The sequence below is a fragment of the Herbidospora sakaeratensis genome (genome assembly GCF_001570525.1).
Taxonomy (GTDB): Bacteria; Actinomycetota; Actinomycetes; order Streptosporangiales; family Streptosporangiaceae; genus Herbidospora; species Herbidospora sakaeratensis.
Genome location: NZ_BBXC01000027.1, coordinates 1 through 19,612 on the forward strand (window position 1 = coordinate 1; position 19,612 = coordinate 19,612).

The 19,612-nt window shown below is 70.4% G+C and carries 23 protein-coding genes; 12 read left to right on the forward strand and 11 right to left on the reverse strand.

Features of this window, described 5'->3' with window-relative positions:
• The 6 genes from AW271_RS35845 to AW271_RS35870 all read right to left on the reverse strand — a co-directional run.
• On the reverse strand, positions 1-351 hold a 351-nt coding region (locus tag AW271_RS35845; protein WP_304608198.1), incomplete at its 3' end, for a biotin/lipoyl-containing protein.
• A 29-nt stretch (positions 352-380) separates the two neighbouring features.
• Positions 381-1,760 carry a dihydrolipoyl dehydrogenase gene (gene lpdA / locus AW271_RS35850; RefSeq protein WP_062342414.1) on the reverse strand — a complete coding sequence of 460 codons (1,380 nt, stop codon included), beginning with the start codon at positions 1,758-1,760 and terminating at the stop codon, positions 381-383.
• A gap of 67 nt (positions 1,761-1,827) precedes the next feature.
• Complete coding sequence (locus AW271_RS35855) at positions 1,828-3,354, reverse strand: leucyl aminopeptidase (RefSeq protein ID WP_083977734.1); 1,527 nt, start codon at positions 3,352-3,354, stop codon at positions 1,828-1,830.
• Positions 3,355-3,391: 37 nt separating this feature from the next.
• Positions 3,392-4,162, reverse strand: coding sequence for an adenosylcobinamide-GDP ribazoletransferase (locus tag AW271_RS35860; RefSeq protein WP_062342418.1), 771 nt, complete (start codon positions 4,160-4,162; stop codon positions 3,392-3,394).
• Positions 4,159-5,130, reverse strand: a complete 972-nt coding sequence (locus AW271_RS35865; protein WP_062342420.1) for a bifunctional adenosylcobinamide kinase/adenosylcobinamide-phosphate guanylyltransferase — start codon at positions 5,128-5,130, stop codon at positions 4,159-4,161. The genes AW271_RS35860 and AW271_RS35865 overlap by 4 nt, the downstream gene beginning before the upstream one ends.
• 122 nt (positions 5,131-5,252) lie before the next feature.
• Positions 5,253-5,909 carry an SCO2322 family protein gene (locus tag AW271_RS35870; RefSeq protein ID WP_062342422.1) on the reverse strand — a complete coding sequence of 219 codons (657 nt, stop codon included), beginning with the start codon at positions 5,907-5,909 and terminating at the stop codon, positions 5,253-5,255.
• Positions 5,910-6,026: 117 nt separating this feature from the next.
• Here AW271_RS35870 and AW271_RS39215 point away from each other — a divergent pair, with 117 nt between their 5' ends.
• Positions 6,027-6,236: a hypothetical protein gene (locus AW271_RS39215; protein ID WP_081898196.1), complete on the forward strand. Its 210-nt coding sequence runs from the start codon at positions 6,027-6,029 to the stop codon at positions 6,234-6,236.
• 34 nt (positions 6,237-6,270) lie between these two features.
• On the opposite strand, the gene AW271_RS35875 is transcribed toward AW271_RS39215, so the two are convergent.
• Together AW271_RS35875 and AW271_RS35880 are read right to left on the reverse strand one after the other, a co-directional pair.
• Positions 6,271-7,275 (reverse strand): aldo/keto reductase family protein, encoded by a 1,005-nt coding sequence (locus tag AW271_RS35875; protein ID WP_062342424.1) that lies wholly within the window; start codon positions 7,273-7,275, stop codon positions 6,271-6,273.
• A 30-nt stretch (positions 7,276-7,305) separates the two neighbouring features.
• The gene (locus AW271_RS35880; RefSeq protein WP_245653363.1) at positions 7,306-7,866 is read right to left on the reverse strand and encodes a DUF3043 domain-containing protein; all 561 of its coding nucleotides are present in this window, start codon (positions 7,864-7,866) and stop codon (positions 7,306-7,308) included.
• A 211-nt stretch (positions 7,867-8,077) separates the two neighbouring features.
• Between AW271_RS35880 and AW271_RS35885 the strand changes: the two genes are divergently transcribed.
• Genes AW271_RS35885 through AW271_RS35910 form a run of 6 tightly spaced genes read left to right on the forward strand, consistent with a single transcriptional unit; the run spans position 8,078 to position 12,112 of the window.
• On the forward strand, positions 8,078-8,872 hold the full coding sequence (locus AW271_RS35885; RefSeq protein WP_083949962.1) for a PspA/IM30 family protein: 795 nt from the start codon (positions 8,078-8,080) through the stop codon (positions 8,870-8,872).
• The gene (gene pspAA, locus AW271_RS35890; RefSeq protein WP_062342430.1) at positions 8,872-9,150 is read left to right on the forward strand and encodes a PspA-associated protein PspAA; all 279 of its coding nucleotides are present in this window, start codon (positions 8,872-8,874) and stop codon (positions 9,148-9,150) included. The genes AW271_RS35885 and pspAA overlap by 1 nt, the downstream gene beginning before the upstream one ends.
• A gap of 4 nt (positions 9,151-9,154) precedes the next feature.
• Entirely contained in the window at positions 9,155-10,048 is an 894-nt protein-coding gene (htpX, locus tag AW271_RS35895) for a zinc metalloprotease HtpX (protein ID WP_062342433.1), read from the forward strand.
• The gene (gene pspAB, locus AW271_RS35900; RefSeq protein ID WP_062342435.1) at positions 10,048-10,596 is read left to right on the forward strand and encodes a PspA-associated protein PspAB; all 549 of its coding nucleotides are present in this window, start codon (positions 10,048-10,050) and stop codon (positions 10,594-10,596) included. Before htpX ends, pspAB begins: the two co-directional genes overlap by 1 nt.
• Before the next feature lie 8 nt (positions 10,597-10,604).
• The gene (locus AW271_RS35905; RefSeq protein ID WP_062342437.1) at positions 10,605-11,342 is read left to right on the forward strand and encodes a maleylpyruvate isomerase family mycothiol-dependent enzyme; all 738 of its coding nucleotides are present in this window, start codon (positions 10,605-10,607) and stop codon (positions 11,340-11,342) included.
• A 56-nt stretch (positions 11,343-11,398) separates the two neighbouring features.
• The gene (locus tag AW271_RS35910; RefSeq protein ID WP_062342581.1) at positions 11,399-12,112 is read left to right on the forward strand and encodes an SIMPL domain-containing protein; all 714 of its coding nucleotides are present in this window, start codon (positions 11,399-11,401) and stop codon (positions 12,110-12,112) included.
• Between the two features lie 3 nt (positions 12,113-12,115).
• Here AW271_RS35910 and nadA read toward each other — a convergent pair whose 3' ends face one another.
• Positions 12,116-13,270: a quinolinate synthase NadA gene (gene nadA, locus AW271_RS35915; RefSeq protein WP_157554988.1), complete on the reverse strand. Its 1,155-nt coding sequence runs from the start codon at positions 13,268-13,270 to the stop codon at positions 12,116-12,118.
• A 160-nt stretch (positions 13,271-13,430) separates the two neighbouring features.
• Here nadA and AW271_RS35920 point away from each other — a divergent pair, with 160 nt between their 5' ends.
• Both AW271_RS35920 and AW271_RS35925 read left to right on the forward strand, forming a co-directional pair.
• Positions 13,431-13,784, forward strand: coding sequence for a HesB/IscA family protein (locus AW271_RS35920; RefSeq protein ID WP_030450477.1), 354 nt, complete (start codon positions 13,431-13,433; stop codon positions 13,782-13,784).
• A gap of 144 nt (positions 13,785-13,928) precedes the next feature.
• The gene (locus AW271_RS35925; RefSeq protein ID WP_062342439.1) at positions 13,929-14,915 is read left to right on the forward strand and encodes a carbohydrate kinase family protein; all 987 of its coding nucleotides are present in this window, start codon (positions 13,929-13,931) and stop codon (positions 14,913-14,915) included.
• A 38-nt stretch (positions 14,916-14,953) separates the two neighbouring features.
• On the opposite strand, the gene AW271_RS35930 is transcribed toward AW271_RS35925, so the two are convergent.
• Together AW271_RS35930 and AW271_RS35935 are read right to left on the reverse strand one after the other, a co-directional pair.
• The gene (locus AW271_RS35930) at positions 14,954-15,193 is read right to left on the reverse strand and encodes a sulfurtransferase TusA family protein (protein WP_062342441.1); all 240 of its coding nucleotides are present in this window, start codon (positions 15,191-15,193) and stop codon (positions 14,954-14,956) included.
• Positions 15,194-15,240: 47 nt separating this feature from the next.
• Positions 15,241-16,374 carry a cysteine desulfurase family protein gene (locus tag AW271_RS35935; protein ID WP_062342443.1) on the reverse strand — a complete coding sequence of 378 codons (1,134 nt, stop codon included), beginning with the start codon at positions 16,372-16,374 and terminating at the stop codon, positions 15,241-15,243.
• Positions 16,375-16,613: 239 nt separating this feature from the next.
• Between AW271_RS35935 and ctaC the strand changes: the two genes are divergently transcribed.
• The 3 genes from ctaC to AW271_RS35950 are packed head-to-tail and all read left to right on the forward strand — an operon-like array spanning position 16,614 to position 19,443.
• On the forward strand, positions 16,614-17,381 hold the full coding sequence (gene ctaC, locus AW271_RS35940) for an aa3-type cytochrome oxidase subunit II (RefSeq protein WP_231515278.1): 768 nt from the start codon (positions 16,614-16,616) through the stop codon (positions 17,379-17,381).
• Complete coding sequence (ctaD, locus tag AW271_RS35945; RefSeq protein ID WP_062342445.1) at positions 17,378-19,051, forward strand: aa3-type cytochrome oxidase subunit I; 1,674 nt, start codon at positions 17,378-17,380, stop codon at positions 19,049-19,051. The genes ctaC and ctaD overlap by 4 nt, the downstream gene beginning before the upstream one ends.
• Positions 19,048-19,443 carry a cytochrome c oxidase subunit 4 gene (locus AW271_RS35950; RefSeq protein ID WP_062342447.1) on the forward strand — a complete coding sequence of 132 codons (396 nt, stop codon included), beginning with the start codon at positions 19,048-19,050 and terminating at the stop codon, positions 19,441-19,443. Before ctaD ends, AW271_RS35950 begins: the two co-directional genes overlap by 4 nt.
• Positions 19,444-19,612 lie beyond the last annotated feature (169 nt).

Here is a 19,612-nt window from a genome sequence, read left to right on the forward strand (position 1 = left end):
GGGCTGGGGCGCGGCGGCCTGCACCGGCTCGGGCTCCGGCTCGGGCTCCGGTTCCGGCGCGGGGGCCGCGGCGGGCGGCTCCTCCTGCGCGGCCGGCGCGCCGCCGTTGGCGGCGTTGGAGTCGATGACGGCGAGCTCGGCGCCGACCTCGACGGTTTCGTCCTCGGAGACCAGGATCTTCGTCAGGTACCCGGCCGAGGGCGAGGGGATCTCGGTGTCGACCTTGTCGGTCGACACCTCAAGCAGCGGCTCGTCGGCCTCGACGTGGTCGCCCTCCGACTTCAACCAGCGGGTGACGGTGCCCTCGGTCACGCTCTCGCCGAGCTGGGGCATGGTTACGGAGACAGGCATGGTGAGTCTTCGTCTTCCTTAGAGGGCTCTTAGTTGTGGACGTGGAGGGGTTTGCCGGCCAGGGCCAGCATGGCCTCGCCGAGGGCCTCGGACTGCGTCGGGTGAGGGTGGATGAGCTGGGCCACGTCGGTCGCCGTGGCCTCCCAGTTGTAGATCAGCTGGGCCTCGGCGATGAGCTCGCCGACCCGCGCGCCGACCATGTGCACGCCCAGCACGCGCCCGTCGCGCTCGGCGACGACCTTGACCTCGCCCTGGGTCTGCAGGATCTTGCTGCGGCCGTTGCCCGCGAGGTTGTAGCTCAGCTCGACCACGTCGTGGCCGCGCTCGCGCGCGGTCGCGGCGCTGATGCCGACCGAGGCCACCTCGGGCTCGGAGTAGGTGATGCGCGGCACGCCGTCGTAGTCGATCGGCACGACCGGCAGGCCCGCGATGTGCTCGGCGACCATGATGCCCTCGGCGAAGCCGACGTGGGCCAGCTGCAGCGTGGGGATGAGGTCGCCCACGGCGTAGACGCCCGGGACGCTGGTCTGGCAGAACTCGTTGACCAGGACGTAGCCCCGGTCCATCGAGATCCCCTGCTCCTCGTAGCCGAGGCCGGAGGAGACCGGGCCGCGCCCGACGGCCACCAGCATGAGCTCGGCGTCGAGGGTCTTGCCGCCCTCCAGGGTGACGACGACCCCGGTGTCGGTGGTCTTGACGCTCTCGAAGCGCTGACCGAGTTCGTACTTGATGCCGCGCCGGCGGAAGGCCCGCTCCAGGAGCTTGGAGTTGGACTCGTCTTCAAGCGGGAGCAGGTGGGGCAGCGCCTCGACGATGGTCACCTCGGCGCCGAAGGAGCGCCACACGCTGGCGAACTCGACGCCGATGACGCCGCCGCCCAGGATGATCACCGACGACGGAACCCGGTCGAGGACCAGGGCGTGGTCGCTGGTGATGACCCGCTGGCCGTCGATGTCGAGGCCGGGCAGCGACTTCGGCACCGAGCCGGTGCCGAGCACCACGTTGCGCCCGGTGTAGACCTCGCCGTTGACGGTGACCTGGTTGGGACCGGTGAGTCGGCCCTCGCCCTCGACCACGGTGATCTTCTTGCTCTTGATGAGGCCCTGCAGGCCCTTCCAGAGCCCGCTGATCACCTTGTCCTTGTAGGCGAGCACGCCCGGCACGTCGATCCCGTCGAAACGGGTCTTGACGCCGAACGACTCGCCCTCGCGCGCCTGGTCGGCCAGCTCCGCGGCGTGCAGCAGCGCCTTGGTGGGGATGCACCCCTGATGGAGGCACGTGCCGCCCACCTTGGCCTTCTCGATGAGAACGACGCTCTTGCCGAGCTCGGCCGCCCGCAGGGCGCAGGCGTAGCCGCCGCTACCGCCGCCTAGGACAACGATGTCGAAGGGGCCGCTGCCTTCAGCCACTGGAAAGCTCCCTAATGAATACTGCCGTGGTACGGCATCTTTTCACTTGTCTTGGATGATCGTGCGCTCAGCCCGCATAGCGCTCGGCGATGGCGACGAGCGTGCGGGTGATGGCTCCGGTGCCGCCCTTGGGGGTGTAGCCGTAGGGCTCGCCCTTGTTGAAGGCCGGTCCCGCCATGTCGATGTGGGCCCAGTCAACCCCTTCGGGGACGAACTCGCGCAGGAACACGCCCGCCGCCAGCATGCCGCCCCACCGCTCGGGGTGGAGGTTGGCGATGTCGGCCACCTGCGAGTCGAGCCCCTTGCGCAGCTCGGCGGGCAGGGGCATGCCCCACACGCTCTCGCCCTGCGCCCCGGCCATCTCGACCACGGCGCCGCGCAGGTCGTCGTCGTTGGTCATGACCCCGGCGGTCCGCCACCCGAGGGCGACGATCTGCGCGCCGGTCAGCGTGGCGACGTCGACGATCAGGTCGGGCGAGTCCTCGGCGGCGCGGGCGATGCCGTCGATGAGCACGAGGCGTCCTTCCGCGTCGGTGTCGAGGACCTCGACGGTCTTGCCGCTGTAGGTGTGCAGCACGTCGGAGGGCCGCTGGGCGGTGCCCGAGGGCATGTTCTCGGCCAGGCACAGGTAGCCGACGGCGTTGACGTGGAGCCCGAGGCGGGAGACCGCCAGCAGGGCTCCGAGCACGGCGGCCGCGCCGCCCATGTCGGACTTCATCCAGTCCATCGACGCGGACGGCTTGAGTGACAACCCGCCGGAGTCGAACGTGATTCCCTTGCCGACGAACGCGAGCGTCTTGGCGGCCTGCGGGTGGGAGTAGGCGACCCGGACCAGCCGCGGCGGCCGGGACGAGCCCTGGCCCACGCCGACGATGCCGCCGTAGCCGTTCTCCTTCAGCGCGATCTCGTCGAGCACCTCGACGCTCAGCCCGTTCTTGCCGCCGATCTCCTCGGCGATCTCGGCGAACCGGGCCGGCCACAGGTCGGACGGCGGGGTGTTCACCAGGTCGCGGACCAGCGTGACCGAGTCGGCCAGCGTGGCGGCGCGTCGGACCGCGCTCTCGGCCTCGGGGGCGGAGGTGACCAGCTCCACCTCGGCCAGCGGCGCCCTCTGCTGCCCGTTGGTCTGGTAGCGGCTGAAGACGTAGGCCCCCAGGAGGCTGCCGATGGCCACCGCCTCGACCTCTTCGGTCGTGGCGGCGGGCAGCGCGACCGCGGCCGACGCCGTGCCGGCCAGCGCGCGGGCGGCGGCGCCCGCGGCGCGGCGGAGGGTCTCCAGTTCCAGGGACTCGCCGTCGGCGGGCGGGGCACCGAGCCCCACCGCCACGACGAGCGGCGCCGGGATCGCGCCGAACGTGGGGAACTTGGCGATCTCCTCGGGCTTGCCCGCGAAACCCATCGCGGTCAGCGTGGCGGCGAGCCGTCCGCCCAGGGCCTGGTCGACCCCGGCGGCCCCGGCCGCGGCCTGTGGGCCCTGCGGGGTGGCGTGGATGCCGATAACGAGGGCATCGGTCTCTATGGAGACCGTGTCAGATGCATTGACGCGCACTGTGGTCACGTGAGCCGATGCTAGCTGTGCTTTCTCCGTACTCATAAACTCGGGTTCGTCCTACCAATAGGTTGGGGGATGTTTACGGGTCGGTGAACGTCACCGCACTGGCGAGCAAGCACGCCGCGGTCGCGACCTCGGCGAGCGCCCCGAGCACATCCCCCGTGATCCCCCCGAGCCGCCTGACGGCGGTGGCGAGGATGACCCAGGCGGCGGCCAGCCCGATTGGCACCGCGCTGACCAGCACCGGAACGTCGCGAAACGCGATCATAGCGACGATCGCCAAGGTGCCAGTAGACGCCAACGCCCCGGGCACCCGCACTGTTCCCGCGACGAGGCTGCCCAGCCCCTCCTCCCTCGCTGCCCGGAATCGGGGGGTGCACGCCCAGGTGACGGCCAGCCTTCCGGTCGCCACGGCCACGGGCAGCGCCCACAGAACGTGGGGCCCCACCTGACCCAGCGCGCTGACCTGGAGCCCCACGCAGAAGATCAGCGTGACCACCCCGAAGGGCCCGACGTCGGACCGCTTCATGATCGCCAGCGCCTCGGGCGCGGCCTTCCGGCTGCCGAGGCCGTCGGCCAGGTCGGCGAGCCCGTCGAGGTGCAGCGCCCGCGTCAGCGCCGCGAGCGTGCCGATCGCGAGCAGCCCCGACGTCGTGCCGCCGAGCCCCAGCCACCAGGCCCCCTGGAAGACGAGCGCGGCGACCACCCCGAGCAGCACGCCGACGAGCGGCGCGAGCACCATCGCCCGCCCGGCGACCCGCGCGTCGACCGGCGCGTGCCGGGGCACCGGCAGCACGCTCAGCAGGGAGACGGCCAGCCACCAGGCGCCGATCCAGTTCCGGAGGGTCATGGCAGCGGGGTGACGCGGCCCGCGACGACCAGGGCGGCCTCCTCCGACTCGTCGGCCAGGCGGCGGTTCAGCTCGCCGAGGGCATCGCGGAAGACCCGTCCCGAGGCGTGTTCGGGGATCACCCCCAGGCCCACCTCGTCGCTGACCAGGACCACCCGGGCCCGGGTGGCCCGCCAGGCCGCGACCAGCCCGTCGCAGGCGCCGCGGATCCGGCCCGGGTCGTCCCAGGCGGCGAGGTCGTCGAAGACGCCCGCCAGCCAGGTGCCCAGCCCGTCGATCAGCACCGCGCCGGTCTCGGCCGCCAGCACGTCTTCCAGGTCGCGCGTCTCCCGGGTCCGCCAGTGGGCCGGGCGCCGGTCACGGTGGGCGGCGATCCGGCCGGCCCAGGCGGCGTCGCCGTGGGCGTCGCCGGTGGCGACGTAGAGGACGTCAGGCTCGCCGGCGAGCCGCGTCTCCGCCTCCTCCGACTTCCCCGAGCGGGTCCCGCCCAGCAGGATCGCCCGGTGGGGGCCCGCCGGGTCGTGGGCCGCCCGGTCGGCGGTCTCCAGCACCGCACCGTCGGGCACCTGGACCGCGCCCCAGTACGCCAGCCGCCGGTCGAGCTCGGCCTCCGACCTGACCCGGTGGTCGAGCCCCACGGCCACCACCCGCGTCGCCCGGTTCACCAGCCCCCGCGCGCGCAGCGCCCCGAGCCGGAACGGGTCGTCGAGCAGGTCGATCAGCACCAGGTCGAACGCCGGCCCTGGACCGGTGCCGCCGGGCCCGTTGGCGAACAGCAGACTGCCCCCGTCGGGCCCGACGACGATGTCCCCGTCGTCGGTCCGGGTGAGCTCGTAGCCGTCGAGGGGCGCGTTGTCGTCGACGACCACCGACAGCGGCCGCCGTTCCCGCCGCACCGACCGGCACGAGGCGCACCCGTCGGACGGCCACCCCCCGGGCCCGCCGGTCCCGCTCAGCTCGACCTTCAACCCCGTCTCCCCTCGTTCCCCCGGGCCGGCGGAATCCGTCCAGACAAGGAGACCGCCGCCCGAAACCCTAAAGGGCCGGGCGGCGGTCGCCGTGCGCGGGTTCGGCGCTGGGGGAACAGGTTTCAGGCCGACCGGCGGCGCAGCAGGAAGAAGACGCCTGCCCCCGCCGCGACCGCGACCGCGCCGCCCGCGATGAGCAGGACCGGCGCGCCGTCCTCCTCCGGCGCGGGGGCTGCGGGGGCCCCGGCGGCCCGGCTGATCGGCAGCTCCTCGCCGGTCGTGGTGTTCTTGGCCGGGTAGCCGCTGACGGCCAGGACGTTGCCGGTGTCGTCGACCCTCGGCCGGGTCGTCTCCGACGACAGCAGCTGGAGGGACGTCGCCGACGCCGGGGCCACGACGCAGGTGACGGTGCTCGGGGGCGGGGTGTCGCCGGGGTAGGCGTCGACCTCGCCGTCGCCGAAGTCGACCGCCAGCACGACGCGCTTCTGCCCCGAGCCCGCGGCCTGCGTGCCGCAGACGTCGGCGAAGGCGGGGACCTCACGGGGCGAGTCGGTGCCGGCGCCGTCGGGGGAGACGCCGAAGCGCCAGCCGATGACCGAGCCGTCGGCCGGCACGGCGCCGGCCTCCGGCGCGAGCCAGGCCAGGCCGTCGCTCTGCCAGAAGGTCCACTGGCGGGGGGTGTCGGGGCCCGGCTGGGGCGCGAACGCCGAGACCGCGGCCAGGACCAGCGCGCCGAGGACGACGCGGATCAGCGTTTTGTGATGATGTGAGGGCAGCATGGAATGGCCTCCGTGCTCGGGTGACGACGCTCGGGGAGATCTCGGGGAGATAGGGTTCCCAGGCACCCTTCGGATTTCCCCTTGAGGGAACGACCGGCCGCGAACAGGAGCATAGGCATGACATGGCGCTGGCGTTATGAAAACGCTAATGGTGGTGAGGTATCCGCCGCCGATTTGTCGCGCGAGGTATTTCCCAGTCAGGCCGACGCGGAGTCGTGGCTCGGAGAAAGCTGGCGTGACCTGCTGGAATCCGGAGTCGAACAGGTGACGTTGCTCGACGGCGACCGGGTTGAATACCAGGGAATGTCATTGCGTCCACAGGAATGAAAAAGGCCCGCCGATGATGGCGGGCCTTTTGTTTTCAGGGGCGTTTCTTGGGGGCGTTGGTACTCGTGAGGGAGGGGTCGCTCACCACGACCGGGCCGAGGATGTCGTCGACCTTCTTCATGACGTCGGCGTCGAGCTTGACCCCGGCCGCCTTGACGTTGTCGCGCACCTGCTCGGGCCGCGAGGCGCCGATGATCGCCGACGACACGTTGCCGTTCTGCAGCACCCACGCCACCGCGAACTGGGCCATCGAGAGCCCGAGGTCGGCGGCGACCGGCTTGAGCTCCTGGACGCGGGTCAGCAGGTCGTCGTCGAGCATGCGCTGGATGAAGTTGCCACCGCTGGGGTCGAGGGCGCGCGAGCCCTCGGGCGGCGGCTGGCCGGGCAGGTACTTGCCGGTCAGCACGCCCTGGGCGATCGGCGAGAACACGATCTGGCCGATGCCCTCCTTCTCCGACAGCGGCACGACCTCGCCCTCGATGACCCGCCACAACGCGGAGTACTGCGGCTGGTTGGAGACGATGCGGTCGAAGCCCATCTCGTCGGCCAGCTTCAGCGCGGCGGCGATCTGATCGGCGGTCCACTCGCTGACGCCGATGTAGAGGGCCTTGCCCTGCCGCACGATGTCGTCGAAGGCCCGCAGCGTCTCCTCGAGCGGGGTCTCGAAGTCGTAGCGGTGGGCCTGGTAGAGGTCGACGTAGTCGGTCTGCAGGCGGCGCAGGGAGCCGTTGATCGACTCCATGATGTGCTTACGCGACAGGCCCCGGTCGTTGCGGCCCTGCCCGGTCGGCCAGTAGACCTTCGTGAAGATCTCCAGCGACTCGCGGCGGACGCCCTGGAGGGCGCGGCCCAGCACCTCCTCCGCGCGGGTGCCCGCGTAGACGTCGGCGGTGTCGTAGGTCGTGATGCCCTCGTCGAGGGCGGCCTTCACGCAAGCGCGGGCGGCCTCCTCTTCGACCTGGGAGCCGTGGGTGATCCAGTTGCCATAGCTGATCTCGCTGATGACGAGGCCACTTCGGCCCAAATGGCGGAATTCCATGGGCCAACTCTAGACAACCAGAACGAAGTTCTATTTCTTGGGGGAGCTGTCGGGAACCGGTGCGCCACCAGGCTGAACGGTCGGCTTCGGGAAGCGCAGCCGCCGGATCTGCGACGACCGCATGGCCGCGTAGAAGCCGACGCCCTTCAGGTCCTCGTCGGGGAACTTCGCGGCGGCGAGCTTCTTGACCTTGCCCGCGACGTAGAAGGAACTGCCGACCACGAGCACCAGCACCACCGGCAGCGACATCGTGTAGACGGTCAGCACCCAGCGCCGGATCTCCAGCGGGAACGGGATCATCGACAGCAGCATGATGACCAGCACCGCCGGCAGGAAGTACTGCCCCGGGAGCCGCCGGGCGTCGACGAAGTCGCGGGCGAACTTCCGCACCGGACCGCGGTCACGGGCCGGGAGATACCGGTCTTCGCCGCGCATCATGCCCTCGCGGGCCTTGTCGCGGAGCAGCCGGTCACGCTCGCGGGCCTGGCGATAGGCCTCTTTGCGGTTCTTCGGAGCCGTGACAGGAGACCGCCGGCGCCCCTGGGCCTCCGCGCGCTTCGGCGTCGGACGGCCCTTCGCCGGGGTCGTCACAGGCTTAGGATCAACATCAGGGACGGGGGTAGCGTCCGTGGTGGTCTGGGTACGACGTCGGAACACGTTGTCCAGCGTACCGGGAGTGCAACTTAGTGACGCCCCCGTGCGTTATGCGTAGGGTGAACCCAGGCGGCCTTGGCCGCCTTTGCGGGGCTTGAAACGGCTGGGGTTACCCACGCACAACCTAAGAAGGGGACGGCCGACGCGCATGAGCGTGATGAAGAGACTTTCCATGATCTTCAGGTCCAAGGCCAACAAGGCCCTGGACAAAATGGAGGATCCGCGGGAGACCCTGGACTACTCATATCAGCGCCAGCTCGAGTTGCTCCAGAAGGTGCGGCGCGGCGTGGCGGATGTGGCGACCAGCCGCAAGCGGGTCGAATTGCAGATCAACCAGGCCGAGGCCGAGGCCGCCAAGCGTGAGTCGCAGGCGAAGAGCGCCCTGGCCGCCGGTCGCGAAGACCTGGCCCGCGACGCCCTTTCGCGCCGCACCGCCATTCAGGCCCAGGTGGCCGACCTGCGCATCCAGTACAACAACCTGCAGGGTGAAGAGGAGAAGCTGACGCTCGCCAGCCAGCGTCTCCAGTCCAAGGTCGACGCCTTCCGCACCCGGAAGGAGACGATCAAGGCCACCTACACCGCCGCCGAGGCGCAGACCCGGATCAACGAGGCCTTCTCCGGCATCTCCGAGGAGATGGGCGACGTCGGCCTGGCGATCCAGCGGGCCGAGGACAAGACGGCCCAGATGCAGGCCCGCGCGGGCGCCATCGACGAGCTGCTGGCCAGCGGCGCGCTCGACGACTACACCGGGCAGCGCGACGACATCCAGTCCGAGCTCGACCGCATGGGCGCCGGGGGCGACGTGGAGCTGGAGCTGGCCCGCATGAAGGCCGAGCTGGGCCAGGGCCCGGCGCCGAAGAGCGCCATCGAGCAGGGGCAGCCCGCGGCCCAGCCGCAGCCCCAGCACACCCAGCAGTACCGTCAGCCGGGGGAGGCACAGTAGTGATCGTGCGAATCATGGGGGAGGGGCAGGTCCAGATCGCCGACGGCGATCTCGGCGTGCTCAACGCCCTCGACACCGAACTCGAGTCGGCCATCGAGGCCGACGACGAGACCACGTTCCGTTCCGCGCTGCACGCGCTGCTCGACAAGGTCCGCCATGTCGGGAAGCCCCTCGCGGACGATGCCCTTGAACCGTCTGAGCTGATTCTGCCCCCCGCGGACGCCTCGATCGACGAGGTCCGGGAGATGCTGGGCGACCAGGGGCTCATCCCGGGTTAGCGTCATGTCCCGGTTCAGGCCCGATTCTGGGCTGACCCGCCGCATGGTGCTGACCATGTTCCTGCTCGGCCTGCTCTACGTCGTGTTCGTGGCGGCGCTCATCGCCGTCGGGGCGCGGGCGGTCGTCGTCCTGGTCATCGCCGCGGGCTTCCTGCTGGTGCAGTACTTCTTCTCCGACAAGATCGCGTTGTACGCGATGGGCGGCAGGGAGGTGTCACCGCAGGAGGCCCCGCAGCTCCACGCCGTGATCGACCGCCTGAGCGCCCTGGCCGACATGCCCAAGCCGCGCGTGGCCGTCGCCGACAGCGACGTGCCCAACGCGTTCGCCACCGGGCGCAACCAGAAGAACTCCGTCGTCTGCGTGACGACCGGCCTGCTCCGGCGGCTCGATCCGCCCGAACTCGAGGGCGTCCTGGCCCACGAGATGTCCCACGTGGCCCACCGCGACGTCGCGGTGATGACGATCGCCTCGTTCCTCGGTGTGGTGGCCGGGCTGATGACCCGGTTCGCGCTCTACACCGGCCTCGGCCGCAACCGCGACAACCAGGGCGGCCTGCCGATCGGGCTGATCATCGTGCTGGTCTCCACGATCGTCTACTGCGTCAGCTTCGTGCTGACCCGGCTGTTGTCGCGCTACCGCGAACTGGCCGCCGACCGGGCCGGCGCCTATCTCACCCAGCGGCCGTCGGCGCTGGCCAGCGCCCTGACCAAGGTGTCCGGCGAGATCGCCCGCATCCCGACGCGCGACCTGCGCGAGGCGCAGTCGTTCAACGCGTTCTACTTCGCGCCCGCGCTGAACCGGGCGAGCGTGGCGTCGCTGTTCGCCACCCACCCGCCGCTGGAGAAGCGGCTCGAACAGCTCGCCCGGATCTCCGGCGAGCTCGGCAGGGAGGCCTGATGGGCTGGTTCGACGCGCTGCTCGGCCGGTCGAAGCAGGCCAGGCCCGATCTCGACGCGCTGTTCGCGTTGCCGTCGGCCGCGGTGACGCTGCAGGTCGCGACCGCGTTCGGGCCCGCCGGGGTGGGCTCGGTCTGCTTCCGCGCCGCAGAGGGGGCCGCGTTCGCGCGTCTCCAGGACGACGTGCGGGCCCTGGTCGGCAGCCCCGAGATCAGCCAGGACGACTACGGCTTCACCTGGCTGACCGTGCGCGACGACGACGTGTCGGCGCTGGTGACCAACCTCCACGGGGCCCACTCCAGCCTGGAGGCCGCCGGGTTCGGCTCCGCGCTGCTGTGCACGACCGTCGTCTTCGCCGACCCCGCCGGGCGGCGGCTCGCCCTGGTATATCTCTACAAGCAGGGCACGTTCTACCCGTTCGCCCCACTGCCGGGCCAGCGGCGCGACAACGCCCTGGAACTGCAGGCGCGCGGCACGCTCGCGGGCGACCTGCCCATCGAGGCCGACCTGTCCCGCTGGTTCGCGGTGTGGGGAGCGCCCGGCTTGTAGGGAGGCCAGTGGACCAGCACGAGTACGCCGACGCGGTCGCCGCGCAGATCACCGCCATGGCCGACGCCATCAGAGGTCACGACCTGGCCAGGCCCGTGCCGACCTGCCCCGGCTGGACCCTGCGCGACCTGGTGGAGCACACCGGCGGCACGCACCGCAGGGCCGCCGTCGTGGCGGGGGAGGCCCGCCGCGACCAGGTCGACCGGGCCTCGATCGACCTGGGCCTGCCCGCCGACGACGCCGGCTACGCCGACTGGTTCGCGGCCGGGGCCGAACCCCTGAGAACGGCCCTGCTGGCCCACGACCCCTCGACGGTCGTCTGGACGTGGGCCGGTCCCCGCCCCGTGGTCTGGTGGGCCCGCCGCCAGCTCTGCGAGAACGCCGTCCACGGCGCCGACGCCGCCATCGCCCTGGGCCACCCGCCGCGGATCGACGAGGCCGTGGCCGCCGACGGGGTGAGCGAGCTGCTCGACAACCTCCCCTACGCCGACTGGAAGCCCCGCGACCTGACCGGCGACGGCGAGCGGTTGTCGTGGCAGTCCGACACCGGAGCGGGGTTCCTGGTCACCCTCTACCCCGACGGCTACACCCACGAGCCGTCCGCCATGCCCGGCGAGGTCACCGTGCGCACCTCGACGGCGGCCGACATCCTGCTGCTGATGTGGGGCCGGCGCGGCTACGGCGACTACTCCGTCGAGGGCGACGCCGCCCTGCTCAAACGGTGGGCCGACAACTCCACGATGTGACCAAGGACGCGTGGCGCGGCCGCCGCGCGGGCCGGGCCGGTGATGAGATCGCGCCCATGATCACCTTCAGGTACGCGACCGCGGCCGCCTTCCTCGCCGCCGGACTGCTGACCACCCCGGCGGCGTTCGCCTCCACGCCGGCCGGGTATGCCGGGTTCGTGGCAGACGACGCGAAGATCACCGTCATCGGCAACGGCGCCGTCTCGGCGGCCCCCGACCGCATGCGTCTCCAGGCCGGCGTCGAGGTCCGTCGCGCGAGCGCCGGGGCCGCGTTCGGCGACGCCCGCAAGGCCGCCGCGAAGCTCCGCGCCGCCCTGCTCGGCGCCGGCGTCGACGAAGACGACCTGCGCACCAGCGAGATCTCCCTCGGCCCCGAGTACGACGACTACCCGAAGGTCGCCGGCTACCGCGCCGGCCAGGGCGTCGAGGTGCTCGTCCGCAACCTCGACCGCGCCGACCGGGTCGTCGACGCGGTGGCCTCCGCCGGGGAGGAGGCCCGCCTGAGCGGCATCTCCTTCGAGATCGGCGACCCCGCGAGGGCGCTGGCCGCCGCGCGCGAGGCCGCCTACAAGGACGCCGCGGCCAAGGCCCGGCAGTACGCCAGGCTGGCCGGCCGCCGGCTCGGCCGGGTGGTGAGCGTCCACGAAGACGGCGAGGGCCGGGCGCCGATCCCGTTCGAGGGCGTCCACCTGATGGCGGCCGACAAGTCGATCTCGCCGGGCCGCCAGTCGGTGGGCGTCAACGTCACGGTGGTCTTCCAGCTCCGCTAGCCGCTACGGCAGCGCCAGCATGCGGTCGAGCGCGACCTTGGCCCAGTGGGTGGTCTCGGGGTCGACCGTGATCTGGTTCACGACCTGTCCCGCCGCCAGGGACTCCAGCGAGCGCACCAGGTGGGGCAGGTCGATGCGGTTCATCGTCGAGCAGTAGCAGACGGTCTTCTCCAGGAACATGACCGTCTTGTCGGGGAACATCGTGCCCAGCCGGCGCACCAGGTTGAGCTCGGTGCCCACGGCCCAGGTCGAGCCGGCCGGGGCCGCCTCCAGCTGCTTGATGATGTACTCGGTCGAGCCCACGTAGTCGGCCTTGGTGACCACCTCGTGGCGGCACTCGGGGTGCACCAGCACGTTCACGCCGGGCACCCGGGCCCGCACGTCGTCGACGTTCTCGGCGGTGAAGCGGCCGTGCACCGAGCAGTGACCCTTCCAGAGGATCATCTTGGCGTTCCTGAGCTGCTCGTCGGTCAGGCCGCCGTTGGGCCGGTGCGGGTTGTAGACGACGCAGTCGTCCAGCGACAGGCCCATCTCCAGCACGGCGGTGTTGCGGCCCAGGTGCTGATCGGGCAGGAACAGCACCTTCTCGCCCTGCTCGAAGGCCCAGTCGAGGGCCCTCTTGGCATTGGACGAGGTGCACACCGCGCCGCCGTGCCGCCCGCAGAACGCCTTGATGTCGGCGCTGCTGTTCATGTACGTCACCGGCACCGTGACCCCGGCGATCCCGGCGTCCTCCAGCACCTCCCAGGCCTCCTCGACCTGGTCGAAGGTGGCCATGTCGGCCATGGAGCAGCCGGCCGCCAGGTCGGGCAGGATCACCTTCTGGCTGCCGGAGGTCAGGATGTCGGCCGACTCGGCCATGAAGTGCACGCCGCAGAACACGATGAACTCGGCCTCGGGCCGGGCCGCCGCCTCGCGGGCCAGCTTGAAGGAGTCGCCCGTCACGTCGGCGAACTGGATGACCTCGTCACGCTGGTAGTGGTGGCCCAGCACGAACAGCCGGTCGCCGAGCGCCTCCTTGGCCTTGCGGGCCCGCGCCACCAGCTCCGGGTCGGACGCGGGGGGCAGCTCACCGGGGCAGTCGACACCGCGTTCACTGTGCGGGTCGACGCCCTGCCCGAGGACGAAGAGCGGAAGACTCGTGGTCGTCACGACCACACCCCCTTCGGGGACTTATCGTCGAACTGACGACTAATAATTACACATCCGCTTTGGGAGGTATTCCCCTGGGGTGTCCGGACCGGGAATGTAGGGACAGGGCCAACGTGTTGCTAACGTTCTAGAAGGACGTCAGATACAGACGCTGGGAGTCACCAAGATGTCGGTTGAGAGCAGCGAGACCACGAAGCAGGGCCTGATCCTGACTGACGCGGCCGCCGCCAAGGTCAGCAGCCTGCTGGAGCAGCAGGGCGAGGAGGGCCTCCACCTCCGCGTCGCCGTGCAGCCGGGGGGCTGTTCCGGCCTCCGTTACCAGCTCTACTTCGACGACCGCTCGATGGACGGCGACGTTGTCTCCGACTTCGGCGGCGTCTCGGTCGTGACCGACCGGATGAGCGCCCCTTACCTGATCGGTGCGACGGTCGACTTCGTCGACACGATCGAGAAGTCCGGCTTCACGATCGACAACCCGAACGCCACGGGTTCCTGCGCCTGCGGCGACTCCTTCAACTAAGGAGCGCCAGGCCAGACACCCGCGCACCTGCTCGGGCGCGCGGGTGTCTCGTCATGTCCCGGGTCGGCCGGAATATCGCGTATTCTTGCGGGGCTCGCGATCCGGCGGGCGTCCACGCGCTGCTGACAACGAGGAGATCACCCCGTGCGCATCGCCGTCACCGGCTCCATCGCGACCGACCATCTGATGACGTTCCCCGGCCGCTTCGGCGACCAGCTCATCGCCGAGCAGCTCGACCGCGTGTCGTTGTCGTTCCTCGTCGACGAACTGGAGATCCGGCGGGGCGGCTGCGCGGGCAACATCGCGTTCGGCATGGGCGGTCTGGGGCTGCGGCCGATCCTCGTGGGCGCGGTCGGCGACGACTTCGCCGACTACCGGTCGTGGCTGGAGCGCCACGGCGTCGACTGCGACTCCGTCCACATCTCCGAGCTCCACCACACCGCCCGGTTCCTGTGCACCACCGACCAGGACCACAACCAGATCGCGTCGTTCTACACCGGCGCCATGGCCGAGGCCCGCAACATCGAGCTCGGCCCGATCGCCAGCCGCGTCGGCGGCCTCGACCTCGTGCTGGTCGGCCCCAACGACCCCGACGCCATGCTGCGCCACACCGCCGAGTGCCGGTCGCGCGGCATCCCCTTCGCCGCCGACATCTCCCAGCAGCTCGCCCGCATGCCCGGCGAGCAGATCCGCGAGCTGATCGACGGCGCGGCCTACCTCTTCTCCAACGACTACGAGAAGGGGCTCATCGAGCAGAAGACCGGCTGGTCCGACGAAGAGGTCCTCGACCGCGTCGGCGTCCGGGTCACCACGCTCGGCCCCAAGGGCTCCCGCATCGACCGCAAGGGCGAGCCGTCGGTCCACGTCTCCCCGGCCCCCGAGCGCGGCAAGGCCGACCCGACCGGCGTCGGCGACGCGTTCCGCTCGGGCTTCCTGGCCGGCCTGACCTGGGGCCTGAGCCTGGAGCGCTGCGCCCAGATCGGCAACCTCACCGCCACCCACGTGCTGGAGCGCGTCGGCGGCCAGGAGTACGAGCTCGGCCAGGCCGACTTCCTCGAGCGGTTCGGCGCCTGCTACGGCAAGGACGCCGCCGAGGAGATCGGCGCCCACCTGCGCTGCCTGCGCCCGTAGGTCCCACACGAAAAGGCCGCCCCGAGGGGCGGCCTTTTTCAGTACTGCCGGCGGACGTGGATGGCCCAGCCGCCCCGGGGCAGCTCGTAGCTCTCGACGTGCTGGTGCGACTTCAGGCGGCACCAGGCCGGGATGTCGGTGAAGGCGGCCGGGTCGTCGGCCAGCACCGAGATCACCGCCCCCACGGGCACCTCGCCGACGCGCTCGGCCAGCATGATGATCGGAATCGGGCACTTGCGGCCCAGGGCGTCGATGGTCAGCGCGGCCGACGGCACCACCGGCGCGGGCGCTTCGGCAGGCGGCTCGGGCGACTTCTTACGCCAGATCACTGCACCCCCAGACGCTGGCGGACGCGACGCACGATGTCGGGGAGAACCATGAGGAACCGGTCGACATCGTCTTCGGGAATCCCACGGGGCAGCGATACCCGGACGTTTCCATGCGTAAGCACGCCCATCGCCTCCAGCACGTGTGATGGACGAAGCGTACTCGCCGTGCACGAACTTCCTGACGAGACGGCGAAACCGGCCTTGTCCAATTCGGTCAGGAGCGCCTCGCCGTCGACGTACAGGCACGAGAAGGTCACCAGATGGGGGAGGCGGTCCACCGGATCGCCGATCACCTCGACGTCGGGCACGACGCGCGGCACCTCGGCGCGGATCCGGTCGACCAGCGCCGACAGGCGGGCGTTCTCGGCCGCCGACTCGGCCGCGCGGGCGCGCAGCGCCGCCGCGGCGGCCACGACGGCGGGCACGTTCTCGTAGCCCGGCACCCGGCGCAGCTCCCGCTCGTCCTCCGGGTAGGGCGAGCGCCAGCGGGTGCCCTTGCGCACCGCCAGCACCCCGACCCCGGCCGGCCCGCCCCACTTGTGGGCGCTGGCCGCCAGCACCGACCAGCCCGGCGGGATCGGCAGCCGCCCGGCCGACTGGGCCGCGTCGACCACCAGCGGCACCCCGGCCGCCCGGCACGCCTCGGCCGCCTCGGCCACCGGCTGGAGGGTGCCCACCTCGTGGTTGGCCGTCTGGAGCGCCGCCACGGCGACTCCTTCGGCGGCCACCGCCTCGGCGAAGGAGGGCAGGTCGACCCGCCCGGAGAGGGCGACCCCGATCGTCTGCACGCTGCCTCCGGCGCCCTCGTGCACGCCCGCGGCGTGCAGCACGCTGGAGTGCTCCACGGCGCTCACCACGAGGTGCCGCCCGGCCCGCCGCCGTCCCTGCAGCGCGCCGAGGACGCCCAGGTGGACGGCCTGCGTGCCCGACGTGGTGAACGACAACTCGTCGGGCCGCGCGCCCAGCACCTCGGCGATCTCGGCCCGCGCCTGGTCGAGCAGCAGCCGCGCCCGGCGCGCCGAACCGTAGAGCCGGGCGGGGTCGGCCCACCCCACGTCGAGGGCCGCCAGCAGGGCTTCGCGGGCCGCGGGGTGGAGGGGCTCGGTCGATGCCGCGTCGAGGTACGCCACAGTGAGGACATTAACGGGGGCTGGAACGAGGACCGGTGCCGGTCCGCGCTAAAGTGTCTCGGCATTGAAGTGAATCAAGTAAAGCGGGGGAGAAGATTCCCCCGGCTGTGTGGAATCCTCGAAAACCGCCCAGGGGTGTGCCCCGTGGGCTTCAAGTGTGGGGTAGGCGATCCGTGAGTCCGACCCGCCGTACGACACGGCGATCGTTGGCCCGCCGCCGGCTGCCCAGTCTCGCCGGTGTGGCGGTTCTGGTCGCGTCCGCGTCGGCGTGTAGTTCCGAGGCAGCAGACCAGTGGTCCCGGCTGGCCCAGCCCGAGCCGCAGACGCGGCAGGGCAACCTGATGCTCGACCTGTGGCTGGGCTCGTGGGTGGCCGCCTTCGCGACGTTCGTCGTCGTCTTCGGCCTGATCGTGTGGTCGGTGCTGTTCCACCGCCGGCGGAAGAACTCCGACCAGCAGCTGCCGCCCCAGGTGCGGTACAACCTGCCGATCGAGATGCTCTACACGCTCGTTCCGCTGGTCATGGTGGCGGTCTTCTTCTACTTCACCGCGCGCGACGAGGCCGAGATCATCAAGGTCTCCGGCACCGCCCCGGTGAAGGTCAAGGTCGAGGGCTACCAGTGGAGCTGGCGCTTCACGACCGAGGCGCAGGGCAAGACGGCGACGGTGGCCGGCGTCCCGGTCGACCTGTCGAAGCAGAGCACGACCAACCCGCAGGGCCCGCAGCTGGTGCTGCCGGTCGGCACCAAGGTCGAGTTCGCCCTTGAGTCGCCCGACGTCATCCACTCGTTCTGGGTGCCGGCGTTCCTCTTCAAGCAGGACGTCATCCCGGGCGTGCACAACAAGTTCGAGCTCGACACCCTCGACAAGACCGGGGTGTTCTTCGGACGGTGCGCCGAGCTGTGCGGCGTCGACCACAGCAAGATGTTGTTCTCGGTCAAGCTGGTCCCGCAGGCGGAGTTCGACCAGTACATGACCACCCAGTCCGCCGCGGGAGGCGCACAGTGACCGCGCATGCCGAAGGCGCGGGCATTTCCGCCCGGCCCTACCGCAAGGGTTCCGTCGTCGTGAAGTGGCTGACGACGACCGACCACAAGATCATCGGTCATCTCTACCTGATGACCTCGTTCGTGTTCTTCCTCATCGGCGGCGTCATGGCCCTGGTCATGCGCGCCGAGCTGGCCCAGCCGGGCCTGCAGGTGGTCTCGAACGAGCAGTTCAACCAGCTGTTCACCATGCACGGCACGATCATGCTGCTGATGTTCGCGACCCCGCTGTTCGCGGGCTTCGCCAACGAGCTGATGCCGCTCCAGATCGGCGCCCCCGACGTGGCGTTCCCCCGTCTGAACATGGTCAGCTACTGGCTCTACCTGTTCGGCAGCATCATCGCCGTCGGCGGCTTCTTCACCCCGGGCGGCGCGGCCGCCTTCGGCTGGACCGCCTACGCGCCGCTGTCGAACGCGGTCACCTCGCCGGGCATCGGCGGCGACCTGTGGATCATGGGTCTGGCCCTGTCGGGCCTGGGCACCATCCTCGGCGCGGTCAACTTCATCACCACGATCATCTGCATGCGCGCGCCCGGCATGACGATGTTCCGCATGCCGATCTTCACCTGGAACATCCTGCTCACCAGCATCCTGGTGCTGCTGGCCTTCCCGGTGCTCGCGGCGGCGCTGCTGGTGCTGGAGGCCGACCGGAAGCTCGGCGCCCACGTCTTCGACGCCGCCAACGGCGGCGCGATGTTGTGGCAGCACCTCTTCTGGTTCTTCGGCCATCCCGAGGTCTACATCATCGCCCTGCCGTTCTTCGGCATCATCACCGAGGTCCTGCCGGTCTTCAGCCGCAAGCCGATCTTCGGCTACATCGGCCTGGTCGGCGCGACCATCGCCATCGCCGGCCTGTCGGTGACGGTGTGGGCGCACCACATGTTCGTCACCGGACAGGTGCTGCTGCCGTTCTTCAGCTTCATGACGTTCCTCATCGCGGTGCCGACCGGCGTGAAGTTCTTCAACTGGATCGGCACGATGTGGCGAGGGCATCTCAGTTTCGAGACGCCGATGCTCTTCGCGGTGGGCTTCCTGGTCACCTTCCTCTTCGGCGGTCTGACCGGCGTCATCCTGGCCTCGCCGCCGCTCGACTTCTCGATCTCCGACTCCTACTTCGTGGTGGCCCACTTCCACTACGTGGTGTTCGGCACGGTCGTGTTCGCGATGTTCGCCGGCTTCTACTTCTGGTGGCCGAAGTTCACCGGGAAGATGCTGAACGACAAGATCGGCAAGGTCCACTTCTGGACCCTGTTCTTCGGCTTCCACCTGACGTTCCTGGTGCAGCACTGGCTCGGCGTCATCGGCTTCCCGCGCCGCTACGCCGACTACGCGGCGGTCGACGGCTTCACCGACCTGAACATGATCAGCTCGGTCGGCGCCTTCCTGTTGGGCGCGTCCACCCTGCCGTTCCTCTGGAACGTCTGGACGACCTGGCGCAACGCGCCCAAGGTCACGGTCGACGACCCGTGGGGCTACGCCGGTTCGCTCGAGTGGGCGACCTCCTGCCCGCCGCCGCGGCACAACTTCCACCGGCTGCCCCGCATCCGGTCGGAGCGCCCGGCGTTCGACCTCAAGTACCCGCACATCACGCCTGGTCAGGCCCAGCCGGAGATCGAGGAGGTCAAGTCGTGAAGGTCCAGGGATGGATGTTCATCCTCACCGGCGCGTTCTTCGCCGCTGCCGACATCGTCTACTGGTTCTGGTCCAAGGAGGTGACCGGCACCACCGCGATGGCGATCTCGGTGGGCCTCGCCTTCATGATCGGCTACTACCTGCTGTTCACGGCCCGTCGCATCGGCGAGCAGCCGGAGGACGACAAGGAGGCCGAGATCAGTGACGGCGCGGGCGAGCTGGGCTTCTTCAGCCCCCACTCGTGGTGGCCGCTGTTCGTGTGCCTGTCGGCCGCGCTGACGTTCTTCGGCTTCGTCATCGGCTGGTGGCTCTTCATCATCGGCGTCTTCGCGGTGATCATGAGCACGATCGGCTTCGTCTTCCAGTACTACCGCGGGCACTTCTCGCACTAGTTCCAGCAGCGTGGTCCCGGTTCGCCTTGGGCGGGCCGGGACTTTTTCTTTGCCTTCGAAAGGAGTGTCGCGCGACCGAACTCCCCGTAATCGGGTAATAACTCAGAGATAGTGATCAAGGTGACCCGGGGGGAGATCCGCGTGCGAAGTCGTGGTGCGGGGGCGTTGG

What these genes read in the sequence shown, in the direction of transcription:
- AW271_RS35855 (WP_083977734.1), bottom strand. Translation starts at nt 3,354, where the DNA reads ATGAGTACGGAGAAAGCACAGCTAGCATCGGCTCACGTGACCACAGTG.
- AW271_RS35860 (WP_062342418.1), bottom strand. Translation starts at nt 4,162, where the DNA reads ATGACCCTCCGGAACTGGATCGGCGCCTGGTGGCTGGCCGTCTCCCTG.
- AW271_RS35870 (WP_062342422.1), bottom strand. Translation starts at nt 5,909, where the DNA reads ATGCTGCCCTCACATCATCACAAAACGCTGATCCGCGTCGTCCTCGGC.
- AW271_RS39215 (WP_081898196.1), top strand. Translation starts at nt 6,027, where the DNA reads ATGACATGGCGCTGGCGTTATGAAAACGCTAATGGTGGTGAGGTATCC.
- AW271_RS35875 (WP_062342424.1), bottom strand. Translation starts at nt 7,275, where the DNA reads ATGGAATTCCGCCATTTGGGCCGAAGTGGCCTCGTCATCAGCGAGATC.
- AW271_RS35885 (WP_083949962.1), top strand. Translation starts at nt 8,078, where the DNA reads ATGAGCGTGATGAAGAGACTTTCCATGATCTTCAGGTCCAAGGCCAAC.
- htpX (WP_062342433.1), top strand. Translation starts at nt 9,155, where the DNA reads ATGTCCCGGTTCAGGCCCGATTCTGGGCTGACCCGCCGCATGGTGCTG.
- pspAB (WP_062342435.1), top strand. Translation starts at nt 10,048, where the DNA reads ATGGGCTGGTTCGACGCGCTGCTCGGCCGGTCGAAGCAGGCCAGGCCC.
- AW271_RS35910 (WP_062342581.1), top strand. Translation starts at nt 11,399, where the DNA reads ATGATCACCTTCAGGTACGCGACCGCGGCCGCCTTCCTCGCCGCCGGA.
- AW271_RS35920 (WP_030450477.1), top strand. Translation starts at nt 13,431, where the DNA reads ATGTCGGTTGAGAGCAGCGAGACCACGAAGCAGGGCCTGATCCTGACT.